Origin of the sequence: Achromobacter sp. Root170, assembly GCF_001428165.1 — a bacterium.
GTDB classification, from domain to species: domain Bacteria; phylum Pseudomonadota; class Gammaproteobacteria; order Burkholderiales; family Burkholderiaceae_B; genus Achromobacter; species Achromobacter mucicolens.
The window spans coordinates 426,549-448,008 of the sequence record NZ_LMHN01000016.1; the positions used below are offsets into that span (position 1 = coordinate 426,549).

A 21,460-nucleotide genomic window follows, 5' to 3' on the forward strand; every position below is an offset into this window, starting at 1 on the left:
GCCTCGGACGCGACGATGGGGAAGGCCACGATGGTAGGGAGCGGGGTGCGTGCGGGGAAGGTCGTTTTTCGTATGTCCTTATGCGTCGCAGCGGTGCCTGCAGTGCGCATATGGATAGTCGGATTTCTGCGTTGCGCCGCCCGTGGCGGGCACCGTAGTCTGGCTGGCATCCGGCTCGCGGCGATTGCCCGGGCCTCGTACCGAACCCGGAACCGCCATGACACAACTGCCGCCCACCGCAGACCTTTCCCTCCAGACCCAGCGTACGCAAGCCGTCGCCGCGTTCATTCGCGACGTGCGGGCCATCCTGCCCGATCCGCGACGCGCCACGCCGGCGCAGCTGGAGTCGGCGGCGGGCCTGCTGCGCGCACTAGCCGCGCGCGCCGAGCTGTTCGATGCGGAAACTTTCGCATTGCATCCGGAGCGGCCGGCCACGATCTATCGCCTGGCCGAGGACGTGGACGGCGCCTATGCGCTATACCTCTCGCTCGGCGAAGCCGGCAAGGCGCAGCCGCCGCACGACCATACGACGTGGGCGATCATCGCCGGCGTGCGCGGTGAGGAGCGCAACGAGGTGTATGCCCGCAGCCGGAGCTCGGACCCCTTGCGCGACACGCTCACGCACGTGCGCCGCGTGGACGTCGCGCAGGGCTCGTCCATCGTGCTGCAGCCCGACGACGTTCACACCATCGAACTCATCGGTGCGTCGTCCGGCGCGCATCTGCACTTCTACGGACTGGCCCTGGACCGGCTGGCCGGACGTGTGGTGTTCGAAAGCACGGCCGGGGGCACGTACCGGACCTTCGGTCCGCCCGCGGCGATTCTCCATGCGCGTGTGGCGCCGGCCGAACTGGAGCGTGCGCTGCGCGGCCCCGCCGAAATCGCGCTGCTCGACGTGCGCGAGGCGGGCCGATACGCCGAACGCCATCTCCTCGAGGCGGCCAACGCTCCGCTCTGGCGCATTGAGCAACGCATCGACCGCCTCGTGCCGCGCCGCTCGACCCGCATCGTGCTGGTCGACGAGGATGAGTCGCTTGCGCACGATGCCGCCGGCAAGCTGGTGCGGCTGGGCTACGCCGATGTGGCCGTGCTGGCTGGCGGCACGCGCGCCTGGGAGGCGTCGGGTCGCGAGGTCTTCTGGGGCACCAATGTGCCCAGCAAGGCATTTGGCGAAGTGATCGAGCATGAAAAGCACACGCCTTGGATCGACGTGGACGAGCTGTCCGCCCGCGTGGAAGCCGGGGAGGACATCGTCGTGGTCGACAGCCGCACCACGGAGGAATTCCACAACTTCACGCTGCCGTTCTCGCATAGCCTGCCCGGTGCCGAGCTGGTCTACCGCATCGGCGAACTCGCGCCCAATCCCGACACGTTCGTCGTGGTGAATTGCGCGGGCCGCACCCGCTCGATCGTGGGCGCGCAGACGCTGATCGATGCGGGTATCCCGAACAAGGTGGCGTCGCTGCGCAATGGCACGATGGAATGGCTGCTGTCGGGGCGCGAGCTGGCCTATGGCCGCCACGCGGCGTTACCCGAGCCGGGGCCACAGGCCCTGGCCCAGGCGCGCGAGCGCGCTCGGGCCGTGGCCGCAGCGGCGGGCGTGGACCACATCGACGCCGCGCGGCTCGCCAGGTTCGAGGCCGATGCCGCCGCTGACGAGCGCAGCCTCTATCGCTTCGACGTGCGCACGCGCGAGGAGTACGAAGCCGGCCATCTTCCCGGTTGGCGCTGGGCGCCCGGCGGGCAACTGGTGCAGGCGACCGACGAATATGTCGGCACCCGGCGCGCGCGCGTGGTGCTGGCCGATCACGACGGGGTGCGTGCGCTGACCACCGCGGCCTGGCTTCGCCAGTTGGGCGTCCTCGAGGTCTACCTGTATGCCGCGCCGCTGGCGCCGCACGCAGGCGAGCCTGGCGAACCGGCGCTCCCGGTCATTCTGGAGGGCGGGCCGGAGCGCGTGCGCGTGCTGCGCCATCGCGAACCGGCGCCGGAGGTCCGCGCCGCCGTGCTCGAAGGCTGGCTGGCCAAGCACGGCCCCACGCGGGTGTATGACGTGGATCGCCGCCAGGCTTATGTGCGCCGCCACATCCCGGGCGCGCGTTTCGCCGCGCCGGACCGGCTGCCGGCACTCCTTGCCGAGGAGGGCGCGAACGCCGCGCGCGTGGTCATCGTGTCGGAAGACGGCGTGCTCGCGCAGACCGTTGCCGCCGAACTGCAATGGCGGCTTCGCCGTGAGACACACGCGCCTGAGGTTTACGCGCTGCAGGGCGGCACTGGGGCCTGGCAGGCGGCCGGGCTGCCACTGGAGCGCGGTGACGAAGGTGTGCTGACGGGCGACGACGACCAGGACATCAGCCCGTACCTGCTGGACGATCTGGCGGCGCGCGACGCCGGGTTTCGTGCCTATCTCGATTGGGAGCTGCAACTCGTGGCGCAGCTCGAACGCGCCGCCGCGCAGGATTTCCGCCTCATCGGGGCCGATCGGTGAGTGGTGCCGGATTACCTATCTTCTACTGGAGTCATGCATGGCCATTCAATCCATCAACGCCCGCAATCAGTTCCGCGGCAAGATCCGCGAAATCGTATTGGGATCCGTGGTGTCGGAAGTCGACATCGACACACCCGCGGGCATCGTGACCTCGGTCATCACGACGCGCTCGGTCAAGGAACTGGATCTGCAGGTCGGCACCGAAGTGCTCGCCTTTGTGAAGGCCACGGAGGTGTCCGTGGCCAAGCTCTGAAACGCCCACCGGGCTGAAGAGGACAAACGGGCTGGTGGTTGCATGCGCAGCTGCCAGCCTGAGCCAGGCGCGCTATTCAAGCTTGATGTTCGCTTTCTGCGCCACGTCGCGCCACCGCTGCAAGTCTTCTTTCAGTTCCGCGCTGAATTGCGCTGGCGTGTCCAGCACCGGTTCCACGCCGCGCGTGACCAGGGCCTGCCGCGCGTCGGGCGCATCCAGTCCTTTCTTGAGTGCCTCGAACAGGCGTTCGGTCAGGGCCGGGTCCAGCCGGGGCGGCGCCAGCACGCCAAACCAGGTGGTGGTCTGGAAGCCCGGCACACCGGCTTCCTGCACGGTTGGAATGTCTCGCGCCGTATCCGAGCGCGTGCGGCTGGTCACCGCGATGGCGCGCAGTTGCCCGCTCTGGATGAGGGGCAGCGACGAGGGCAGGGTGTCGAAGTAGGCGTCGACGCGTCCGCCGATGAGGTCCGTGATCACCTGGCTGCTGCCCTTGTAGGGCACGTGTTGAAAGTTCGACACGCCTGACGATTGCACGAAAAGCTCTGCGGTCATGTGGGTGATGTTGCCGGTGCCCGCCGATCCGTACGGCACGGGCGTGCGGCTGGCCTTGGCGTATTTCAGGAAGTCGCTCAGCGTTTTGGCCGGCAGCTTGGGGTTCACGACCAGCACCAGCGGCGTGTAGCCGACCTGCGTGATCGGCGTGAAGTCGCGCAGCGGATCGTAGGGCAGTCGCGAGGACAGCGCCGGGCTGATGGATTGCGAGGCCGTGACGCCCAGCAGCAGCGTGTAGCCGTCCGCGGGGGCCCGCGCGACTTCGGCCGCGGCGATGGTGCCGTTGGCGCCCGCCTTGTTGTCCACGACGACGCTGGCGTTCAGGGATTGCCCCAGCCGCTGCGCGACCTGCCGCGCCACGAAGTCGGCGCCGCCGCCCGGCGGAAAGCCGACGACCAGCCGGATGGGGCGGTCGGGGTAGCCTGCGGCGGACGCGGTGGCGGCGGCGAACAGCAAGCCGGCGATGGCGGCCTTGAACAGGCCGGACACAACGGGGTTGGTCTGCATCTTCTGTCTCCTCGGTTCTCGCCGGGCGGTCGCGCCGGTTATCGATCCGGCCTGCCATCGGCGCCTTTTATACGCGGATCACGCCTGTTTGCGCACGGGCGCCCATGCGAAATCGCCCGGCCGGCTGGCGCTGGCGGCTCCGCTGCCGATCAGTGCCTCGCATTGCTCGGCCGTCAGTCCCGCAGCTTGCAGCACATCCTGGGTGTGTTCGCCCAGGTCGGGCGGCGGCAGCGTCGCAATGCCATCGTGGGCGGCATCCATGCGCGGAAATTCCGGCACGTCGAACGCCAGGTCGCGGTAGTGCACGCTGCGCAGCTTGCCGGGCTGGTGCGCCTGCTCGGCATCCAGCACGCGTTCCAGCGGCAGGACCTCCGTGCTGCCCACGCCAGCGATCCGCAGCCGCGCGGTGGCGTCGTCGAACGTCCGCGCGCCAATCGCATTCCTGACGATTTCCTCGACGCGCTCGCGCGCCTTCTTTCTGTCCTTCAGCGCGGCCAGCGAGGCGTCGTTGGCTTCGGGCAGCGCCATCGCCTGGCAGAACTTCAGCCAATGCGCGTCGGTCAGCATGAGCAGGTACATCCAGCGGTCGTCGGAGGTCAGGTAGGCGCCGTAGCCCGGCATGCTGAATTCGCCGTGCGGTTCGCGTTCGGGGCGTCCCAACAGCTGCGTCTTGAGTTGCACGCCCACCAGATCGCGCGCGGCGATGTGCAGCCCGGTTTCGTACAGCCCGACCTCGACGTGGCCGCCGTCCTTGGCGGCGTCTGGCTGCAGCATGCGGGCCAGGATGCCGATGACGGCATAAGCGCCGGCGAATTGGTCGTGGTAGGACGGGCCCAGCCTGCTGGGCCGGCCATTGATGCGGTTGGCCTCCATGACGCCAGTGGACGCTTCGGCGACGGGATTGGAGGCAAGGTCGTCGGCTTGCGGGCCGTCCGCGTAGCCGCGGATGTGGCAATAGATGAGGCGGGGATTGATTGCCTGGCATTCGGCCTTGGTGAGCTTTAACTTGCGCGCCGCCTTGGGCGCCAGGTTGTGCACGAAGGCATCGGCCGATTCCAGCATTTTCAGGAAGGCGGCGTGGCCGTCCGGCCGGGCGAGGTCCAGGCAGACGCTTTTCTTGCCATGGCTGTAGGCGATGAATGTGCCGCTGGGGCCGCCGCGCACCAGACTGCGGGTGGGATCGCCCCGCGGCGGCTCCACCTTGATCACCTCGGCGCCAAGCTGGGCAAGGATGTGCGAGGCAAAAGGGGCGGCGAGCATGGTGCCCAATTCAATGACGCGGCGTCCCGCGAGGGGTGGGGAGTGCATGGTGTCTCCTGGCGTTGGTATTGAAAGAATGCATTCTATATGTTCAAAGTTTGCGCAGTGTTGGGCATTTTGCTAGGGAAAGCCCGTATTTTTCGTCGCTGTTAAATATATAGAATGCATTCTTAGTCGCTCAGCAGACGGCGGCAATCGAAGAACAACCAGGAGACACAACGTGCATCGAAGGACATTTCTTTCCGGTTGTGCCGCGGCAGCCTCGATTTCGCTTCCAGGCTGGGCGCGCGCGCAGTCCGCTTCTCCCGGCATCGATACGGCCAGCAAGACAGTCACGGTCGGCGCCTTCACCCCCATCACGGGCCCGGTGCCGTTCTACGCCATCCTGTCCCGCGCCGCCGACGCCTGCTTCAAGTGGATCAACGAGACCGACGCGCTGAACGGCTGGAAGATCAAGCTGGTCACGTATGACGACGGCTATGAGCCGGCCCGCAGCGTCGCCGTCACGCGCCGTCTGGTCGAAGAGAACAAGATCTTCGCGCTGGCCGCACCGGTCGGCACGGCGCAATCGGTCGCGGTAATTCCCTATGCCAAGGAAGTTGGCCTGCCCATGATCGGGCCCATCGGCGGCGCAAGCGCGCTCTTTGCCGAGCGGCTGGTGTTTCCGCTGCTGCCCGACTACGGCTGGTCCGCGGCCTCGAACCTGGAATACGCCTTCAGCGGTCTTAACGCCGACCGCGTGGCGCTGCTTTGGGAAAACGACGAGCTCGGCCGTTCCGCCAAGCGCGGCTTCGACATGCTCATGGCAGCCAGCAAGAAACAGCCTGCCGAGTCCATTCCCTTCGAGGTCCGCAGCACCGATTTCACGCCCCACGTGCGCCGCATCGCCAACGCAAAGGCGGACGTCGTGATCCTGTTCGGCTCCAACGCCAACCTGGCAGCGGCGCTCAAGACTGCTGACCGGCTGGGCTACCAGGGCAAGTGGATGGCGCCGTTCTTCACTGCGGATCCGACGACGTACAAGCTGGCCGGCAAGCTGCTCGATGGCGCCTACTTCTCGTCTTGGCTGATGCCCGTGGACGCGGACGACGCCAACATCAAGGCCTACCGCGAGACCGTGGCCAAGCTCTATCCCAACGACCCGATCGGCGTCTTTGGCCTGAATGGCTGGAGCAACGCGGCGCTGTTCGCCAAGGGCTTTCAGATGCTGCTGGCCAGCGGCAAGCCGCTGACCCGCGAGAACCTGGTCGACGTCATGGAAACGATGACGAACCAGACCGTGGGCGGCGCGCGCGAAGTGACCTTCAAGCCCGGCGACCATCGGGGCGCGCGTCAGGAAGGCATCATCCAGGCCGTCTCCGGCGGCAGTTTCAAGCTGGTGCGGGACTTCAAGCCCTATCCCGCCGACGTGTTCGACGCAAAGCTGGCCTAGGCCGGCACACAGTAAAGGAGTGCCCGCGTGAGCAACGCATACGAGGAGTGGGTTGGCCGCGAAGAAGCGCACACGCAGCGCATCGACGCGGCGGCCGTGGCGGCAATGGCGGCAACGCTGGATCTGGAACGCGCGCCGGGCGTGGGCGAACCGCTGCCCCCCGGCTGGCAGTGGCTGTTCTTCAACCCGGCCGCGCGCCGTAGCGGGCTGGGCGAAGATGGCCATCCGCAGCGCGGCGGCTTTCTGCCGCCCATCACGCTGCCGCGCCGCATGTGGGCCGGCAGCCGGATCAACTACCTGGCCAACCTGCCCATCGGCGAGCAGGCCACGCGGCGCAGCCGCATCGTGAAGGTCGAGAACAAGACCGGCAAGCGCGGGGCGTTGTGGTTCGTGACGGTCCAGCACACGACCGAGTGCAATGGTACGGACTGCATCGTCGAGGAACAGGACATCGTCTACCGCGAGGCGCCGCCACCCGGCGCGGCCGCTGCGACGCCCGCCCGGCACGAGGGCGAGGCGCGTTGGGGCCGCGAGGTCCGGCCCGACACGACGCTGCTGTTCCGCTATTCGGCGCTGACCTTCAATGGGCATCGCATCCATTACGACCAGGCCTACGCGCGCAATGAAGAAGGCTATCCCGATCTGGTCGTGCATGGGCCCCTGACCGCCACGCTGTTGCAGCAGCTTGCGGTCGAACACGGGGACGGACGCGGCCTGGCGCGCTTCGACTTTCGCGGCGTCAGCCCCTTGTTCGTGTCCCGCGCCTTCCGCATCGAAGGCCACACGCAGGAAGACGGGTCGCTCGCGCTGTGGGCGCGCGGGCCGGACGGCGAATTGGCGATGTCCGCCACGGCGGTGCTGCGATAAGACGCGGCGCGGGCCGGATAAAAACACTGACAGGAGACACGAGAAGATGGCACAGCATTTGAGCGGTCCGGCAAATCTTGAAGGCCAGGTCGCGTTCATCACCGGCGGCGCGGGTGCGATGGGGCAGGCGATCGCCAAGGCGTTCCGGCAGGCCGGTGCGCGCGTCATCGCCACGGATCGCGTGGAATCGCAGGAGCTGGGCGGCGGCATCGACTACCGCCGCTACGACGTGACCTCGCGCGCCGAGACCGACCAGGTCATCGACGCGGTGCTGGCCGAATACGGCAGGATCGACATCCTGGTGCTATGCGCGGGCATCATCGCCCGCACGCCGCTTGGCGACAGCACCGACGACGAATGGGATGCGGTGATGTCCGTCAACGTGCGTGGCGTGGTGAACCCGGCGCGCAAACTGTTTCCGCTGATGTGCAAGCAGGGATTCGGCAAGATCCTGGCGGCCGGTTCCATCGCCGCCAAGAATGGCGGCGTGGCGTCGGGACCGGCCTACGTCGCGTCCAAGGCGGCCGTGCACGGCATGATGCGCTGGATCGCCAAGGCAGGCGCGCCGCACGGCGTCTATGCCAACACCCTGGCCCCCGGACCCGTCGAGACGGCCATGTGGGCCAGCGTCACCAGCGGCGGCGCGCCGTCGGCCAACGGCACCGTGCCATTGGGCCGTTACGGCAATGCCGACGACATTGCGCAGGCCGCGCTGTTCCTGTGTTCGCCGGCTTCGAACTGGATCACGGGCACGTCGCTGGACATCAGCGGCGGCATGTGGATGGACTGACACCCGGCAACGCTGACAGGAGCCTCGCATGACCGCAGATACCTTACCCGTGATCGGCTTTATCGGCCTGGGCGTGATGGGCGGCCCGATGTGCCGCAACATGGCCGTCAAGCACGCCGGCCAAGTCATTGCCTTCGACACGAACCCGCAGGCCCACGCCCTGCTGGAAGGCACCGGCGCCCGCCGCGCCGGCTCGGTGGCCGAGCTGGCCGAGCTTGCCGACGTGGTGTTCCTGTCGCTGCCCGGCGGCCCGCAGGTGGAGCAGGTCTGCCTGGGCGAGGGTGGCCTGGCTGGCGGCGCGCGCCATCCCGCCGTGATCGTCGACCTCAGCACCACGACGGTCGCGTCGGCCCGCGCCACGTCGCAACGCCTGGCGGCGCTGGGCATCGCATTTGCCGACGCGCCCGTCGCCCGAACCCGCGAAGCCGCCCAGCGCGGCGAACTGAGCATCATGGTGGGGGCGGATGAAGCGCTCTATGCGCGCATCGAGCCGCTGCTGCGCTACATCGGCTCGGACGTGACCCGGTGCGGCGAGGTCGGCTGCGGCCAGGTGGTCAAGCTCATCAATAACGCGCTGGTGTTCGAGAACACCGTGGCGCTGGCCGAAATGATGGTCTTGGGAGAGCGCGCCGGCGTTCAGCCGGCGGTGCTGCTGGATGCGGTATCCAAAGGGTCGGGCGACAGTTTCGTGCTGCGCAACCACGGGCGCAAGGCCATGCTGCCGCGCGAGTTTCCCGAAAAATCGTTTCCGCCCGAGTACGCCCTCAAGGATCTCGGCTACGTGCTGGAGCTTGCCGGGCAAACCGGCCTGACCGCGCGCGTGACGGAGCTGGCGCAGCGCTATTACGCCGCAACCGCCAGCGGCGGCTGGAGCGGCCGGTACTTTCCGTCGGTGATCGAAATCATCGACCGGAGCGACGGGGCCGGCGTCGCGGCGGCGCAGCAGGGGCCGGACCATGGATGATTTTATCGGCCTCATCTGGGCGGGCGTGGTCAGCGGCTGCCTCTATGCCATGGGCGCGATCGGCATCGTGCTGATCTACAAGAGCTCGAATGTCGTGAACTTCGCGCACGGCAACCTGGCGGGGCTCGCGGCATTCCTGGTGTTCGGCTTCACGGCAGGCATCTTTGCGAACCTGGCCTGGGGCGCGGCCGTGGTGCTGACGTTGGCAGTCATGGTGGCGGTGATGACGGTCAGTTACTTCCTGATTGCGCCACTGGTATTCAAGTCGGACCTGACCAGCACCATCGCGACGCTGGGCGTGGGCCTGATCGCGCAGGGGGCGACGCAATTGCTTTTCGGCTCGAACGTGGTGTCGCTGGACCTGCCACTGCCGGCTTGGCGCGGCCAGATCGGGCCGATCCACATCACCGCCTATGACCTCGCGGTGCTGGGCGCGACCGCGCTTGCCATCGGGCTGCTGTACCTGCTGATCGAGCGCACCCGAATCGGCATTGCATTCCGCGCGGTGTCGGCCAATCCCTTTGCCAGCCGCGTGTGCGGCCTGAACCTGCGCCGGGTGCATCTGTTTTCCTGGATCACGGCGGGCGTGCTGGGGCTGATTGCATCGCTGCTGATCGTGCCGACGACTTTCCTGTCCTCGACCAGCGTGTCCTCCTTCATGCTCCAGGCGTTCGCCGCGGCTGTCGTGGGCGGCTTCAACAGCCTGCCGGGGGCTGTGCTGGGCGGCATTCTGATCGGCGCCATCATGAACCTGCTGTCGTTCTATGTGTCCGCCGAGTTCAACAACACCTATCTGCTGCTGACGATCCTGCTGGTGCTCAACGTGTTTCCGAAGGGCGTGCTGGCGATCCGGGGAGGTGCCCGTGTCTAGTGTGATCATGTCAACCGACCGCCTGGCGGCGCAAGTCAAGCCTGCGGCCCAGACCGCGGCGCCTGGGCGCCTGTTGGCGAGCGCCGCCATTGCTGGCGTGCTGGTCCTGGCGCTGCTTCCCCTGGTGGCAGGCGGCTACTGGACCTACACCCTTGGTCTGTGCTTTGCCAACGCCATCGCCATCATCTCGGTGAGCTTCCTGGTGCGCTACGGCGGCGAGGTCTCGATCGGGCATGGCGTGTTCGTCGCCGCTGGCGCCTACACCGTCGCCCTGATGGAAAAGTATCTGGGCGTGTCGCTGTTGGCCAGTCTGCCGTTGGCCGCCATCGCCGGCGCTTTTCTGGGGCTGGTCTTTGCCTACCCCTCGCGCTATCTGTCGGGCATCTACCTGGCCGTGGCCACGATGGCGCTGGCCTTGGCCCTGCCGGAAGTGCTGCTGCATTTCTCGTCGGTGTCGGGGGGCTACGAGGGGCTGTACGTCAAGCTGGACGCGCTGCCCGGCATCGCCAAGGAAACGCAGCGCTATTACCTGCCGCTGGCCGGGCTGGTCGCCGTCGCGCTGCTGCTGCGTCATTTCCGCCGCTCGCGCCAGGCAATGGCGCTGCTGCTGATCCGCGCGTCGCCGCATGCGGCCGAATCGTTCGGCGTGCGCCGCAGCTGGGCGCGGCTTTCGTGCATGGCCCTGAGCGGCGCCATCGCCGCCATCGCCGGCGCGCTGCTGTCGTTCAGCTCGTCGACGGTATCGCCCAACAGCTTTACGTTGTGGACCTCGATCTTCCTGCTGGTCGGCTCGGTGGTCAGCCTGTATTCGATGTCGATCCTGGGGAGCCTGCTGGGAGGCCTGTTCCTGACGCTCATGCCTCTGCTGCTGGCTGGCGCGGGCGATTGGGTGCCCATTCTGTACGGCTCGGCGCTGCTGGCCGTGGTGCTGGGCGTCAATGCGCTGCCCGCCCGGCTGCGCGCCCGGCTGCACGGAGGCAACCCATGAGCGCGCACGCCACGCTTGACCGCGATCCGCTGGTGGTCGAAGACCTGTCCCTGTCGTTCGGCGGCATCCAGGTGTTGCAACACATCGCCCTGCACCTGAAGTCGGGCGAGATCACCGGGCTGATCGGACCGAACGGCGCGGGCAAGACAAGCTTCTTCAATTGCCTGACCGGCCTGTATTCACCCCAGCAGGGCAGCATCCGCCTGGGCAGCCAGCGGCTGGAGGGGGTGCCGCCCACCGGCCGCGCGGCGCTGGGATTCTCGCGCAGCTTTCAGCACGTGGCGCTGTGCCCGGAGCTGACCGTGGCCGAGAACGTCATGATCGGCCTGGACCGGCAGTCCTCGGCCAACTGGCTGGACGCCTTTCTGCCCTTGCCTCGCGGCCGCGCGGAGCGGAGCCGCAACCGCGAGCGCGCGCTGGCGGCGCTGGACCGCCTGGGCGTGCTGCACGTGGCCGACGACTATCCCGCCCAGCTTCCGCCCGGCGTGTTGCGCCTGGCGGAGATCGCGCGCGCCATCGCCGGCGATCCCAGGGTGCTGCTGCTGGATGAGCCGGCGGCCGGCCTGAATTCCATCGAGACGGGCGACCTGTCCAGCGCCTTGAAGCGGCTGCGCGCGCCCGGACTGGTGCTGGTGGTGGTGGAACACGACATGGACCTGATCATGGACGTCTGCGACACCATTCACGTGCTGAATGTCGGGCGGCTGCTGGCCTCCGGCAGCCCCGAAGAGGTGCGTGGCAATCCCGACGTCGTTCGGGTCTATCTGGGAGACGAGGATGCATGACGCGGCATCGGCGCTGCTGGCTGTGGAAGGGCTGACGGTGCGCTACGGCGCCGGGCCGGTGGTGCATGGCATTGGCCTGACGGTGGGCGCGTCTTCCGTCGCCGCGTTGCTGGGCGCGAACGGCGCGGGCAAGTCCAGCACACTGCGGGCCATCGCCGGGTTGGAGCCCGCGCAAGGCCGGATCCTTCTCGATGGCCAGGACATCTCCGGCCTGTCGGCGGCGCAGCGTTTTCGGCGCGGCATCGTCTACGTGCCGGAAGGGCGCGCCATCGTGACGGATCTGACGGTGGGCGAGAACCTCATCCTGGGGTCGTACTTCGTCGACGCGCGCACGCGGGCGCGGCGCGAACAGATGGTGATGGACTTCTTTCCCGAGATCGCGGGACGGCGCAACGCGCCGGCCGGCCTGCTGAGCGGGGGTGAACAGCAAATGCTTGCCATCGGCCGCGGCCTGATGTCCGGCCCGCGCCTGCTTCTTTTGGACGAGCCATCGCTGGGTCTGGCGCCGCTGCTGGTGGCGCGCGTGTACGAACGCCTGGCCACCATTCAGCGCGAGCAGAAGCTGGCGGCGCTGCTGGTGGAACAGAGCTTTCACGTCGCGGCGCGGCTGGCAGAGCGGGCCTGGGTGCTGCGGCATGGCCATATCGTGGGCGAGCTGGACGAGCAGGCGCTGCGCAGCCGCGAAGGGCGCCAGCGCGCGATCGACGCCTACTTGGGCGCGCGAGGGCAGGCCAGCCCGTCCGCGTCGTCCACAACCCACGCATGAACGGAACCGCAATGGAACATCTGAAACTACAAGGCGAAGTCCTGGCGAACGGGCTCGAATTTCCGGAGGGGCCCGTGGCCATGCCGGACGGCAGCGTGCTGGTGGTGGAGATCGCCGCGGGACGCCTGACCCAAGTGCTTCCCGATGGCGAGCTGCGCAAGGTAGCCGATCTTGGCGGCGGGCCGAACGGCGCGGCGTTGGGGCCGGACGGGCACGTCTACGTCTGCAACAACGGGGGCTTCAGCTGGCGCACCGACAACGGCTTCACGCGGCCCACGGGCCCCGCGGCCGGCTACACGGGCGGCAGCATCCAGCGCGTGGACGTGGCCACCGGTACTGTGCAGACGTTGTACACGCATTGCGACGGCGTGGCGCTGCACGGTCCCAATGACATCGTCTTCGATGCTGACGGCGGCTTCTGGTTCACGGATTTCGGCAAGATCTTCGAGGACCGCATACTGCGCGGCGCGGTGTATTACGCACGCGCGGATGGCAGCCATATTCGCCGCGCCGCGCATCCCGTGCTGACGCCCAATGGCGTGGGCCTGTCACCGGACGGCAGTGTGCTCTACGTGTCGGAGACCGAAACGAGCCGGCTGTGGTCATACCCGATCCTTGAAGGCGAGCGCGGCCGGCTTGGCGCCGAACCCTGGCCATCGCCCAACGGCGGGCGCCTGGTGCATGGCCTGCCCGGCTATCAACGCTTCGATTCGCTGGCGCTCGAAGAGGGCGGCAACGTCTGCGTCGCCACGCTCGTGCGCGGCGGCATCAGCGTGATCTCGCCCGGCGGCGAGCTTTTGGAATTCCACGAGGCGCCCGAGGGCTATTGCACCAATATCTGCTTCGGGGGCGCTGGCCGGCGCACCGCCTACATCACCCTGTCGGGGCACGGCCAGCTTTTCGCGGCGCGCTGGCCGCGCGCCGGCCTGGCGCTCAACGGCTGATTTCCCCCCTGAACCGTCACGCAAGGACGCATCGATGAAGCTCCCGATCAACAGTGCCCGCCGCTCCTTCAATGCGGCGATCATGGCCGCGGCGGCGCTGTGTATCCTGCCCCAGGCGGCCGCCGCGCAGGCGTGGCCCGACAAGCCCATCCGCGTCATCGTGCCCTACGCGGCCGGTCAGGGCGCGGACGTGCTGGCCCGGCTGGTGTTCCAGGAAGTCGGCAAGCGCCTGAACCAGCCCATCGTCATCGAAAACCGGGCGGGGGCCGGCGGCAATATTGGCTCGGCCGCGGCGGCGCGGGCGCCGGCGGACGGCTACACCTTTCTCTTTGGCACCAACGCCACCAACGCGGCCAACGAGTTCCTGTATTCCAATCCCGGCTATGACGCCGCGAAGGATTTCGTTGGCGTGGCCATGGTCGGCCTGCTGCCGATGGTGATCGCCACGTCGGACGCGGACTTGCCCGCCAACAGCGTGCCGGCGCTGATCGAGCGCGCCCGCGCCAAGCCCAATGTCTTGAATGTGGGGCTGCCCAGCACGACCGCGCAGGTCGTCTTCGCCGAGTTTGTGAAGTCGGCGCAAGCGCCGCTGTTCGCGGTCAAGTACAAGGCGTCCGGCCAGTCATTGACGGACACGATGGGCGGACAGATTCCACTGGCGATCGACACCGTCACCGCGGCACGTCCCCATCTGGCGACCGGCAAGTTGCGCGCGGTCGCGATCACCTCGCTCAAGGCCAGCGACATGCTGCCGGGCGTCAAGTCCGTGGCCGAGCAGGGCGTTCAGGGATTCGACGTCGTGGCCTGGGACGCGCTGTTCGCGCCCCGCGGCACGCCGCCCGGCATCGTGCAGGAGCTGGGCGGACACGTCCGTCATGTCCTCGAGCAGCCCGACATGCGCCGCCGCATGCTGGACATTGGCGTCGAACCGCTGGTGATGCCGCCCGCGCAGTTGGACGCCTTCGTCAAGGACGAACGCCAAAAGTGGGGCGACATCATCAAGGCTGCCGGTATCCGCATCGAATGACCCCCAAAGCGCCGTCGTGCGCCCCTTTTTTTCATTTCTTGAAGAATGCATTCTGCATTCACGCTGATAGCAAGGAGCATCAAAAGTGAGCAACGTCATGAGTCTTTCCCAAGCCGATGTCGGAAACGCGCCCGCCGAAGGCCGCATCACGGACGAAGCGGTCACCGCCGCCCGCGCGATGATCGGCTTGCACCTGCGCCCCGAAGGCCCCTATCTGCAGGATGCCACCGCGGACACCTTGCGCAACTGGTGCAATGGCATCGGCGACCTCAATCCGCTCTACCGCGATCCGGGCTACGCCGCCGGCACGCGCTACGGCACGCTTCTCGGCCATCCCATGTTCCCCATGGCGTTCGGCTGGCTGGGCCGCACCCGCTGGGGCCTGCCCGGCGTGCACGGCTTCTACGCCGGCAACGATTGGGAACTGTTCCGTCACGTCCGCCCCGGCGACCGCATCACCGCCATCGAACGCGTGGTCGGCGTGGAGGAAAAGGAAAGCAAGTTCTCAGGCCGGCTGGTGCTGCAATACGTGGAGGCCAGCTACTACAACCAGCGCGGCGAACTGGTCGCCCGCGCGCTGGGAACGTGCACCCGCCATGAGCGCAAGGCGGCGCGCGAAACCGGCAAGTACAAGGAGATCGTTCAGCACGAGTACTCCGACGAGGAACGCGACCGCATCGACCAGATGGTGCTGGACGAGCCGAAGAACATCCGCGGCGCCAATGTGCGCTACTGGGAAGACGTGCAGGAAGGCGAGGAGCTGCCGACGATCGCGCGTGGCCCGCTGTCGCTGATGGACACGATGGGCTTTCTGGTAGGTTGCGGCCGCGGGCACACGCACGGCGTCGTGCTGCAGGCGGCCGTGAAGCACCCGGGCCACTTCTTCCGCAATCCGGAGGCGGGAGGCGGCGTGGAATACACGGGCATTGGCCACCACCGCGAGTCCGTGGCCAAGGAGGTCGGCGTGCCCGGCACGTATGACTACGGTCCGCAGCGGTCGTCGTGGATGTGCTCGCTGGTGACCAACTGGATGGGCGACGCAGGTGTCATCAAGCGCGTGCGCACGGAAATGCGCCGCTTCAACATCATGGGCGACACGACCTTCTGCAAGGGCAAGGTGGTGCGCAAGTACGTCAAGGACAAGACCGGCCTGGTGGACATCGAACTGGCGGCCGAGAACCAGCGGGGCGAACTGACCACGCCGGGGATCGCCACCGTGGCGCTGCCGTCGCGCGATGTGCGGCTGCCGGCGTTCCTGGATGGTTCGGGCGTTGACCTCGAACTGCCGGTGACGCGCTGATCCGGCCCGCGGCCGCAACCTTGCGAGACAGCCCATATGCAGTCCAATGAAACGCCACAAACCGCCACGCTGCCGTTGTCCGGGTGCCGGGTCCTGGAGCGTTCGAACACGGTGGCGGCCGCTTATGCCGGACGGATGCTTGCCGCCCTGGGCGCGCGGGTCGTGATGCTGGAGCCGCCAGGCGGCTCCCGCCTGCGGCAGGCGCCGCCGTTGACGGATGACGGCGAAAGCGCGCTCTTTGCATATCTCGCGGTGGGCAAGCGCAGCCTGGCGGCCGACCTCGCGTCCGCGGCCGGCCGGGCCTTGCTCGATCGCGAACTGGCGCGCGCCGACATACTCATCGACGACACGCCGGTGCGCGATCGTGCGGCACAGGGGCTGGACCCGGGCGAGATCGCCCGGCGCTTTTCCGATCTGGTCCACGTCAGCGTCCTGCCGTTCGGCGCCAAAGGGCCCAAGGCCGATTGGGATGGCGAGGAAGTCAACCTGCTGCATGCGGGCGGCGAAGGCTTTCTGCTGCCCAATGGCCTGTCGAACGAACTGTTTCCCGACCGGCCCCCCCTGAAAATCTACGGCCACTTCGGCGGATATCAGGGCGGGGCGATGGCGGCCTTTTGTGCGCTGTCGGCCTGGTGGGCCGTGCCGTTCAGCGGCGGGCAGCATGTGGACGTGTCGGTGCAGGACGCGGTGCTGTCCGTGGGCGCTTTCGCCTTGCAACGCCTGGGCGATGGGTCGCTGGAGCACCGGACCACCCGGCGCTTTCGCTACGGCGGTGTGTTCGAGGCGCAGGATGGCTTCATTGAATTGCTCACGCTGGAGGACCGGCAATGGACCTCGCTCGTCGAGTTGCTGGGCAACCCGGCGTGGGCAGCCGATCCGGGGTTGCGCGATCCGCTGGAGCGCAGCCGCCGCGGCGACGAAATCAACGCTCATGTCCGCGAGTGGATGGCCCGTCATCCTGTCGAAGACATCGTGCGGCGCGCGCAGGAACTGGGCGTGCCGGCGGCCAAGTACCGCCTGCCCGCCGAAGTGGTGGCCGGCGAACAGGAGGCCGCGCGGGGCCTGTTTGCGCCGGCGGTGCTGGCCAGCGGACGCGACGCCGGCGTCCTGGTTGCGCCATTCCAATTCCGTTGCACGCCCTTGCCCAGGAAGGGACGCGTCCCCGCCCTGGACGAGATGGCGCAGGAGGCATCGTCATGAATCCACCCGACAACTCCCGCGGCAATCCGGCCCGTGCGCCACGGGCGCCGTTGGCCGGTGTGCGCATCGCCGACTTCACGATCCACGCGGCCGGGCCTTTCTGCACGCATCTGCTGTCGCAATTGGGCGCCGAGTGCATCAAGATCGAGAGCGCAACGCGGCCCGACGCGTTTCGCAAGCCCCATGCCGTCTATGGCCGCATGTCCGCCGCGACGTTCGACCAGGTGTCGGCCAACAAGCTGTCCGTGCGCCTGAACCTGAAGCAGCCCGAGGCCGTCGCGCTCGCCAAGCGGATCGTGGCGTTGTCGGACGTGGCGGCAGAGAGCTTTCGCCCCGGCGTCATGAAGCGGCTGGGCCTGTGCTTTGATGCGCTGCGCGAGGTCAAGCCAGACCTCGTCCTGCTGTCCCTGTCGTCCTGCGGCCAGAGCGGGCCGGACTCGCACTTTGCCGGTTATGCGCCGCTTTTCGGCGCGTGGGGCGGACTGGGCTGGATGAGCGGCTACAGCGATGGCCCGCCCGTGGAGATGCGGCACGTGATGGACCACTCGGCCGGCATGCACGCCGCGCTGGCCACGGTGGCCGCGCTGAACCAACGCCGGCGTACGGGCCAGGCGCAGCACGTGGACCTGGCCGCGCGCGAAGTCGCGTCGGCCATGATTGGCGACGCCCTGGTCCTGGCCAGCCTGGGCCTGACGCCCGAGCGGCCGGGCAATGCCGACCTGGCCATGTCGCCGCACGGCGTCTATCCCACCGCGCGGCCGGACCGCTGGCTGACGCTGGCCGTGCGCGACGACGCGCAATGGCGCCTGCTGGCGCGTATCCTGGGCCACGAAGACGACGCCGCGCGCTATTCGGACGCGGCCTCGCGTCTGGCGCATCGCGACGAGATCGACGCCTTGGTCACGCGGTGGCTTGCGTCGTGCGACGCCGACGCCACTGCCGACGCGTTGCAGCAGGCGGGCGTGTGCGCGCACGTATCCTGGGACATGCAGGACATCGCATCCGACCCGCATCTGCAGGCACGCGGCGCCGTCACGCCGGTCGAGGCGCCCGGCATTCCGGCCCGCCTGGCGGTGGGTGCGCCCGCCCGCTTCAGCAAGTCGGACGGCATCGGGATCCGCCGCTTGACGCCCGCCTTGGGCCAGGACGAGGATTATGTCTTCGGCGAGCTCCTGGGGCTGGACTCAGCCCAACGCGCGGACCTGCAGGCACGCGAGGTGATCCTGTAAGCCCGCCGCCCCGGCCACTATCCCCATTCTTCCGAACCCCAACCCTGAGGAAAGCCCCCAATGAAAGACGCCATCTACCTGGTGCTGGACATGGAAAACGACCTGGTCCATGCGGACGGACCCAACGGCCGCGCCGGCTACGGCGAACAGGTGCGCGGCCGCGGCATCATCCAACATACGCGGCGCGCGGTGGACAAGGCACGTGCCGCCGGCCTGCCCATCGGCTTCGTGCGCGTCGGATTTTCGCCCGATTACCGCGAATGCCCGCCCAACTCGCCAATCTTCTCGGGCGCGCGCAAGAACGGCATCTTCAAGCTGGGCGAGTGGGGCACCGAAGTGCATCCCGACCTGGGCCGCCAGCCGCAGGATTTCGACATCGTCAAGCATCGCGTCAGTCCGTTCTACAGCACCAGCCTGGAATCCATCCTGCGCGCCCATGGCATCAAGCGTATCTATTGCTCGGGCATTTCCACCAACGCCGTCGTGCAGGCCATGGTGCGCGAAGGCCACGACCGCGATTACGAGATGATCGTCCTGGAGGACTGCTGCTGCGGCCTGACCGCCGAAGAGCACGACAACGCGATCAAGAGCCTGCAGCGGTTCTGCCGCATCACCAACTCCAACGACGTCGTCTTCGAGTGAGCGCCTTGTGAACCGACCCTCTCGCAGCCTGCTCTTCGTTCCGGGCGACCGGCCCGAACGCTACGACCGCGCCGTTGCCAGCGGCGCGCACGAGGTCATTCTGGACCTGGAGGACGCCGTCGCGCCCGCTGCGAAGGACGCCGCCCGTGCCCAGGCGGCCAGATGGCTGTCAAACGGCGGTCAGGCGTGCGTGCGCATCAACCCCGCCGACACCGCCTGGCACGCCGAAGACGTGGCCGCCCTACGCGCATTGCCGCAGGCGGCCGTCATGCTGCCCAAGGCCAACGCGGGCACGCTCGCGCAGGTGCTGGCCGCGTTGCCGGGCCGCCGGGTCATCGCGCTGCTCGAAACCGTGGACGGCTACATGGACCTGGCGGCGCTCGCCCGCGTGCCCGGCCTGGCGCGCATCGCGTTCGGCAGCGTCGACTTCGCCATGGACAGCGGCATTGCCGACCAGGGCGACGCGATGACGCCAGTGCGCACGGCCATCGCGCTGGCCTCGCGCCACGCCGGCCTGCCCGCGCCCATCGACGGGGTCAGCCTGGAGTTCAACGATCCGGACGCGATGCGGGCCGACGCGGTCCGTTCCCGGCTGCTTGGCTTCGGCGCAAAACTGTGCATCCATCCCCGTCAGGTGGCGCAGGTCAACGCGGCCTGGCTGCCTTCCGAATCCGAGCAGGCCTGGGCGCGGCGCGTGCTGGAGGCGTTCGACGCAAGCGGCGGCGCCGCCACCGCCGTGGACGGCAAGATGATCGACAAGCCGGTAGTCGAGCAAGCCCGGCGCATCGTCGCGGAAACCGGGGGTGCGGCCAGGGCTTAACGGTTAGAATCGGGCCCATATGGGCTTTGCGGCCTGCAAACAGGTTCATCCGGTTCGTCCGGGCCACTCAGGCTTAATCGATGGAATACCGTACAAAAGAGGAACAGGTCGCGGACTATCTGCGCGAGCGCATCATTTCGGGTGTGTTTCCGCGCGGCTCGCGACTGAAGCAAGCCGAGATCGCCGAGCAACTGCGCCTGAGCATCACGCCCGTGCGCGAGGCGCTCAAGCTGCTGGAGGCCGAAGGCTACATCAGCGGCGATTCCTACCGCGGCGCGCGGGTCGTCCCGTTTGACGCGGGCGCGTCGGCCGAGATCCTGCAACTGCGTCTACTGCTGGAATCGCAGCTCGTGCGTGCCGCGATCGAACGCATCACCACCGAAGACATCGCCGAATTGCGCGTGCTGGCCGATGATTTCGCCAAGTCCTTCGAAAGCGGCGACCGCGCCACCGCGCGCGGCATCAACTACCGCTTCCATCGCCAGCTCTACGACATCGCCCAATTGCCCCAGACCCTGCATTTTGTGCAGATCCTGTGGGCCCGCTATCCGTTCGACCTGATCAACTCCGCCTCGGGCCGCGGCGCGGACGCCGTGCGCGAACACGAAGAAATCCTGCAGGCTTTCGCGTCGGGCGACGCGTCGGCCGCCATGCTGGCCATGCGCAAGCACATCGAGTCCGGGTGGACGGTGCTCAAGTCGCTGAGCGAATCGGCCCAGGCTGAGTGACGCGGGCGTTTCCTGCCGCTGCTTTCAGACCCTCGGCACGTGGCTGTACAGACTGGCGCCACCCTCAAAAGTCATAAAGCCGCGCCGCGTTATCCACCAGGATCGCCTGCTTTTCCGCCTCGCTCACCCAAGCGCAAAACGCCGACAGTTGTTCGCCATCGTCGATGGGATGTAGCGGTTCGCTGCGATCCTGCGTGCGCGCCACACCCGGCCACGCTCCCGAATGCGGCCAATCGGTGCCCCACAGCATGCGGTCTAGCCGCGTATCGATCAGGGCGCGTGCGATCTCGCGCGCCTGGATGGGCGGGCGGCCGTCCTGCCAGACCGTAAGGCGATACGGCGCGGAGAGTTTTACGTACACATTGCCCGTTGCCACCGTCTCCAGCAGCGCATCGAAGCCGGGCTGGCCCGTGCCGGCGACGGCGCTCGCCAATGCGAAGTGATCGATCACGATTGGCACGGGGCAGTCGCGCAGCGCGGGCGCCAGCGCGGCAACCACTGGCAGCGTGGTGTAGATCTGCACATGCCAACCCAGGTCGGCGACTTGCTCGGCGGTGCGCGTCAGCGCATCGCGGGCGATGGCCGGATCCTGTTGGCCGAACGATTGCAGGTTGACGCGCGCGCCTCTTACGCCCGCCGCATGCAGCGCGCGCAGGCCCTCGCGCGAGATATCGGGCGCCAGTACCGCGACGCCGCGCGACGCGTGGCCTGCCGCGTTCAGGGTGGCAAGGGCATCGGTCATGCAGCGGTTGTCGGTGCCTTGCGGGCTGGCCTGCACGACCACTGCCCGGTCAACCCCAAGCGCCGCGTGCAGCGCCAGCAGATCGTCGGTCGAGGCGAGCCCCGGCATGAACACGCGGTTTTCGGCAAGCGGATAGCGGTCGAAGGGGCCGAAGATGTGTACGTGGCAATCGCAGGCGCCGGGCGGAATCGTGCCGGCGACAGGGCTGTGATGGACGCCCAACACGGTGCGCGGGTCGTCGGAAGAAGCGGCGGACTGGGTACGGCTCATGGGAGGCTCGAAAGGTTCGGGGTCGGGAAACGCAT

At 67.9% G+C, this 21,460-nt stretch carries 21 protein-coding genes; 18 read left to right on the forward strand and 3 right to left on the reverse strand.

Going from position 1 to position 21,460, the window contains the following annotated elements:
- The first annotated feature begins 217 nt into the window (after positions 1 to 217).
- Both ASD87_RS19920 and ASD87_RS19925 read left to right on the forward strand, forming a co-directional pair.
- Positions 218 to 2,488, forward strand: coding sequence for a rhodanese-like domain-containing protein (locus ASD87_RS19920; protein WP_056325530.1), 2,271 nt, complete (start codon positions 218 to 220; stop codon positions 2,486 to 2,488).
- A 37-nt stretch (positions 2,489 to 2,525) separates the two neighbouring features.
- Positions 2,526 to 2,741 carry a molybdopterin-binding protein gene (locus ASD87_RS19925; RefSeq protein ID WP_056325532.1) on the forward strand — a complete coding sequence of 72 codons (216 nt, stop codon included), beginning with the start codon at positions 2,526 to 2,528 and terminating at the stop codon, positions 2,739 to 2,741.
- A gap of 72 nt (positions 2,742 to 2,813) precedes the next feature.
- Here ASD87_RS19925 and ASD87_RS19930 read toward each other — a convergent pair whose 3' ends face one another.
- Together ASD87_RS19930 and ASD87_RS19935 are read right to left on the reverse strand one after the other, a co-directional pair.
- A complete protein-coding gene (locus ASD87_RS19930; RefSeq protein WP_056325534.1) occupies positions 2,814 to 3,800 on the reverse strand; it encodes a tripartite tricarboxylate transporter substrate binding protein in 987 nt (328 codons plus the stop codon).
- Between the two features lie 78 nt (positions 3,801 to 3,878).
- Positions 3,879 to 5,108, reverse strand: coding sequence for a CaiB/BaiF CoA-transferase family protein (locus tag ASD87_RS19935; protein ID WP_056325536.1), 1,230 nt, complete (start codon positions 5,106 to 5,108; stop codon positions 3,879 to 3,881).
- Between the two features lie 172 nt (positions 5,109 to 5,280).
- Here ASD87_RS19935 and ASD87_RS19940 point away from each other — a divergent pair, with 172 nt between their 5' ends.
- The 16 genes from ASD87_RS19940 to ASD87_RS20015 all read left to right on the forward strand — a co-directional run bounded on the left by ASD87_RS19940 (position 5,281) and on the right by ASD87_RS20015 (position 20,413).
- Positions 5,281 to 6,492 carry an ABC transporter substrate-binding protein gene (locus ASD87_RS19940; protein ID WP_056325539.1) on the forward strand — a complete coding sequence of 404 codons (1,212 nt, stop codon included), beginning with the start codon at positions 5,281 to 5,283 and terminating at the stop codon, positions 6,490 to 6,492.
- 27 nt (positions 6,493 to 6,519) lie between these two features.
- On the forward strand, positions 6,520 to 7,359 hold the full coding sequence (locus tag ASD87_RS19945; protein ID WP_056325541.1) for a MaoC family dehydratase N-terminal domain-containing protein: 840 nt from the start codon (positions 6,520 to 6,522) through the stop codon (positions 7,357 to 7,359).
- Between the two features lie 46 nt (positions 7,360 to 7,405).
- Positions 7,406 to 8,149, forward strand: coding sequence for an SDR family NAD(P)-dependent oxidoreductase (locus tag ASD87_RS19950; RefSeq protein ID WP_082586365.1), 744 nt, complete (start codon positions 7,406 to 7,408; stop codon positions 8,147 to 8,149).
- Between the two features lie 28 nt (positions 8,150 to 8,177).
- Positions 8,178 to 9,113 (forward strand): NAD(P)-dependent oxidoreductase, encoded by a 936-nt coding sequence (locus ASD87_RS19955; RefSeq protein ID WP_056325543.1) that lies wholly within the window; start codon positions 8,178 to 8,180, stop codon positions 9,111 to 9,113.
- A complete protein-coding gene (locus tag ASD87_RS19960; RefSeq protein WP_056325545.1) occupies positions 9,106 to 9,984 on the forward strand; it encodes a branched-chain amino acid ABC transporter permease in 879 nt (292 codons plus the stop codon). The genes ASD87_RS19955 and ASD87_RS19960 overlap by 8 nt, the downstream gene beginning before the upstream one ends.
- A gap of 7 nt (positions 9,985 to 9,991) precedes the next feature.
- A complete protein-coding gene (locus ASD87_RS19965; RefSeq protein WP_056325989.1) occupies positions 9,992 to 10,972 on the forward strand; it encodes a branched-chain amino acid ABC transporter permease in 981 nt (326 codons plus the stop codon).
- Positions 10,969 to 11,757, forward strand: a complete 789-nt coding sequence (locus ASD87_RS19970) for an ABC transporter ATP-binding protein (protein ID WP_056325548.1) — start codon at positions 10,969 to 10,971, stop codon at positions 11,755 to 11,757. Before ASD87_RS19965 ends, ASD87_RS19970 begins: the two co-directional genes overlap by 4 nt.
- A complete protein-coding gene (locus ASD87_RS19975) occupies positions 11,750 to 12,523 on the forward strand; it encodes an ABC transporter ATP-binding protein (RefSeq protein WP_056325550.1) in 774 nt (257 codons plus the stop codon). The genes ASD87_RS19970 and ASD87_RS19975 overlap by 8 nt, the downstream gene beginning before the upstream one ends.
- Positions 12,524 to 12,534: 11 nt before the next feature.
- Complete coding sequence (locus ASD87_RS19980; protein ID WP_156403474.1) at positions 12,535 to 13,467, forward strand: SMP-30/gluconolactonase/LRE family protein; 933 nt, start codon at positions 12,535 to 12,537, stop codon at positions 13,465 to 13,467.
- Positions 13,468 to 13,501: 34 nt separating this feature from the next.
- Positions 13,502 to 14,494 (forward strand): tripartite tricarboxylate transporter substrate binding protein, encoded by a 993-nt coding sequence (locus tag ASD87_RS19985; RefSeq protein WP_056325555.1) that lies wholly within the window; start codon positions 13,502 to 13,504, stop codon positions 14,492 to 14,494.
- A gap of 97 nt (positions 14,495 to 14,591) precedes the next feature.
- On the forward strand, positions 14,592 to 15,794 hold the full coding sequence (locus ASD87_RS19990; RefSeq protein ID WP_056325558.1) for a MaoC family dehydratase N-terminal domain-containing protein: 1,203 nt from the start codon (positions 14,592 to 14,594) through the stop codon (positions 15,792 to 15,794).
- Between the two features lie 36 nt (positions 15,795 to 15,830).
- Complete coding sequence (locus ASD87_RS19995; protein ID WP_056325560.1) at positions 15,831 to 16,994, forward strand: CoA transferase; 1,164 nt, start codon at positions 15,831 to 15,833, stop codon at positions 16,992 to 16,994.
- A complete protein-coding gene (locus ASD87_RS20000; RefSeq protein ID WP_056325563.1) occupies positions 16,991 to 18,223 on the forward strand; it encodes a CaiB/BaiF CoA-transferase family protein in 1,233 nt (410 codons plus the stop codon). The genes ASD87_RS19995 and ASD87_RS20000 overlap by 4 nt, the downstream gene beginning before the upstream one ends.
- A gap of 60 nt (positions 18,224 to 18,283) precedes the next feature.
- On the forward strand, positions 18,284 to 18,865 hold the full coding sequence (locus ASD87_RS20005) for a cysteine hydrolase (protein ID WP_056325565.1): 582 nt from the start codon (positions 18,284 to 18,286) through the stop codon (positions 18,863 to 18,865).
- Positions 18,866 to 18,872: 7 nt separating this feature from the next.
- Positions 18,873 to 19,685 carry a CoA ester lyase gene (locus ASD87_RS20010; protein ID WP_056325568.1) on the forward strand — a complete coding sequence of 271 codons (813 nt, stop codon included), beginning with the start codon at positions 18,873 to 18,875 and terminating at the stop codon, positions 19,683 to 19,685.
- A gap of 80 nt (positions 19,686 to 19,765) precedes the next feature.
- Positions 19,766 to 20,413: a GntR family transcriptional regulator gene (locus ASD87_RS20015; protein WP_056325572.1), complete on the forward strand. Its 648-nt coding sequence runs from the start codon at positions 19,766 to 19,768 to the stop codon at positions 20,411 to 20,413.
- A gap of 64 nt (positions 20,414 to 20,477) precedes the next feature.
- On the opposite strand, the gene ASD87_RS20020 is transcribed toward ASD87_RS20015, so the two are convergent.
- Complete coding sequence (locus ASD87_RS20020) at positions 20,478 to 21,425, reverse strand: amidohydrolase (protein ID WP_082586366.1); 948 nt, start codon at positions 21,423 to 21,425, stop codon at positions 20,478 to 20,480.
- Positions 21,426 to 21,460 lie beyond the last annotated feature (35 nt).

Excerpts from the sequence above, each read along its gene's own strand:
- ASD87_RS19975 (WP_056325550.1), top strand. The coding sequence starts at position 11,750 with ATGCATGACGCGGCATCGGCGCTGCTGGCTGTGGAAGGGCTGACGGTG.
- ASD87_RS19925 (WP_056325532.1), top strand. The coding sequence starts at position 2,526 with ATGGCCATTCAATCCATCAACGCCCGCAATCAGTTCCGCGGCAAGATC.
- ASD87_RS19960 (WP_056325545.1), top strand. The coding sequence starts at position 9,106 with ATGGATGATTTTATCGGCCTCATCTGGGCGGGCGTGGTCAGCGGCTGC.
- ASD87_RS19950 (WP_082586365.1), top strand. The coding sequence starts at position 7,406 with ATGGCACAGCATTTGAGCGGTCCGGCAAATCTTGAAGGCCAGGTCGCG.
- ASD87_RS19955 (WP_056325543.1), top strand. The coding sequence starts at position 8,178 with ATGACCGCAGATACCTTACCCGTGATCGGCTTTATCGGCCTGGGCGTG.
- ASD87_RS20000 (WP_056325563.1), top strand. The coding sequence starts at position 16,991 with ATGAATCCACCCGACAACTCCCGCGGCAATCCGGCCCGTGCGCCACGG.
- ASD87_RS19930 (WP_056325534.1), bottom strand. The coding sequence starts at position 3,800 with ATGCAGACCAACCCCGTTGTGTCCGGCCTGTTCAAGGCCGCCATCGCC.
- ASD87_RS19985 (WP_056325555.1), top strand. The coding sequence starts at position 13,502 with ATGAAGCTCCCGATCAACAGTGCCCGCCGCTCCTTCAATGCGGCGATC.
- ASD87_RS20005 (WP_056325565.1), top strand. The coding sequence starts at position 18,284 with ATGAAAGACGCCATCTACCTGGTGCTGGACATGGAAAACGACCTGGTC.
- ASD87_RS19965 (WP_056325989.1), top strand. The coding sequence starts at position 9,992 with ATGTCAACCGACCGCCTGGCGGCGCAAGTCAAGCCTGCGGCCCAGACC.
- ASD87_RS20020 (WP_082586366.1), bottom strand. The coding sequence starts at position 21,425 with ATGAGCCGTACCCAGTCCGCCGCTTCTTCCGACGACCCGCGCACCGTG.
- ASD87_RS19970 (WP_056325548.1), top strand. The coding sequence starts at position 10,969 with ATGAGCGCGCACGCCACGCTTGACCGCGATCCGCTGGTGGTCGAAGAC.
- ASD87_RS20015 (WP_056325572.1), top strand. The coding sequence starts at position 19,766 with ATGGAATACCGTACAAAAGAGGAACAGGTCGCGGACTATCTGCGCGAG.
- ASD87_RS19990 (WP_056325558.1), top strand. The coding sequence starts at position 14,592 with ATGAGTCTTTCCCAAGCCGATGTCGGAAACGCGCCCGCCGAAGGCCGC.
- ASD87_RS19980 (WP_156403474.1), top strand. The coding sequence starts at position 12,535 with ATGGAACATCTGAAACTACAAGGCGAAGTCCTGGCGAACGGGCTCGAA.
- ASD87_RS19995 (WP_056325560.1), top strand. The coding sequence starts at position 15,831 with ATGCAGTCCAATGAAACGCCACAAACCGCCACGCTGCCGTTGTCCGGG.
- ASD87_RS19920 (WP_056325530.1), top strand. The coding sequence starts at position 218 with ATGACACAACTGCCGCCCACCGCAGACCTTTCCCTCCAGACCCAGCGT.
- ASD87_RS19935 (WP_056325536.1), bottom strand. The coding sequence starts at position 5,108 with ATGCACTCCCCACCCCTCGCGGGACGCCGCGTCATTGAATTGGGCACC.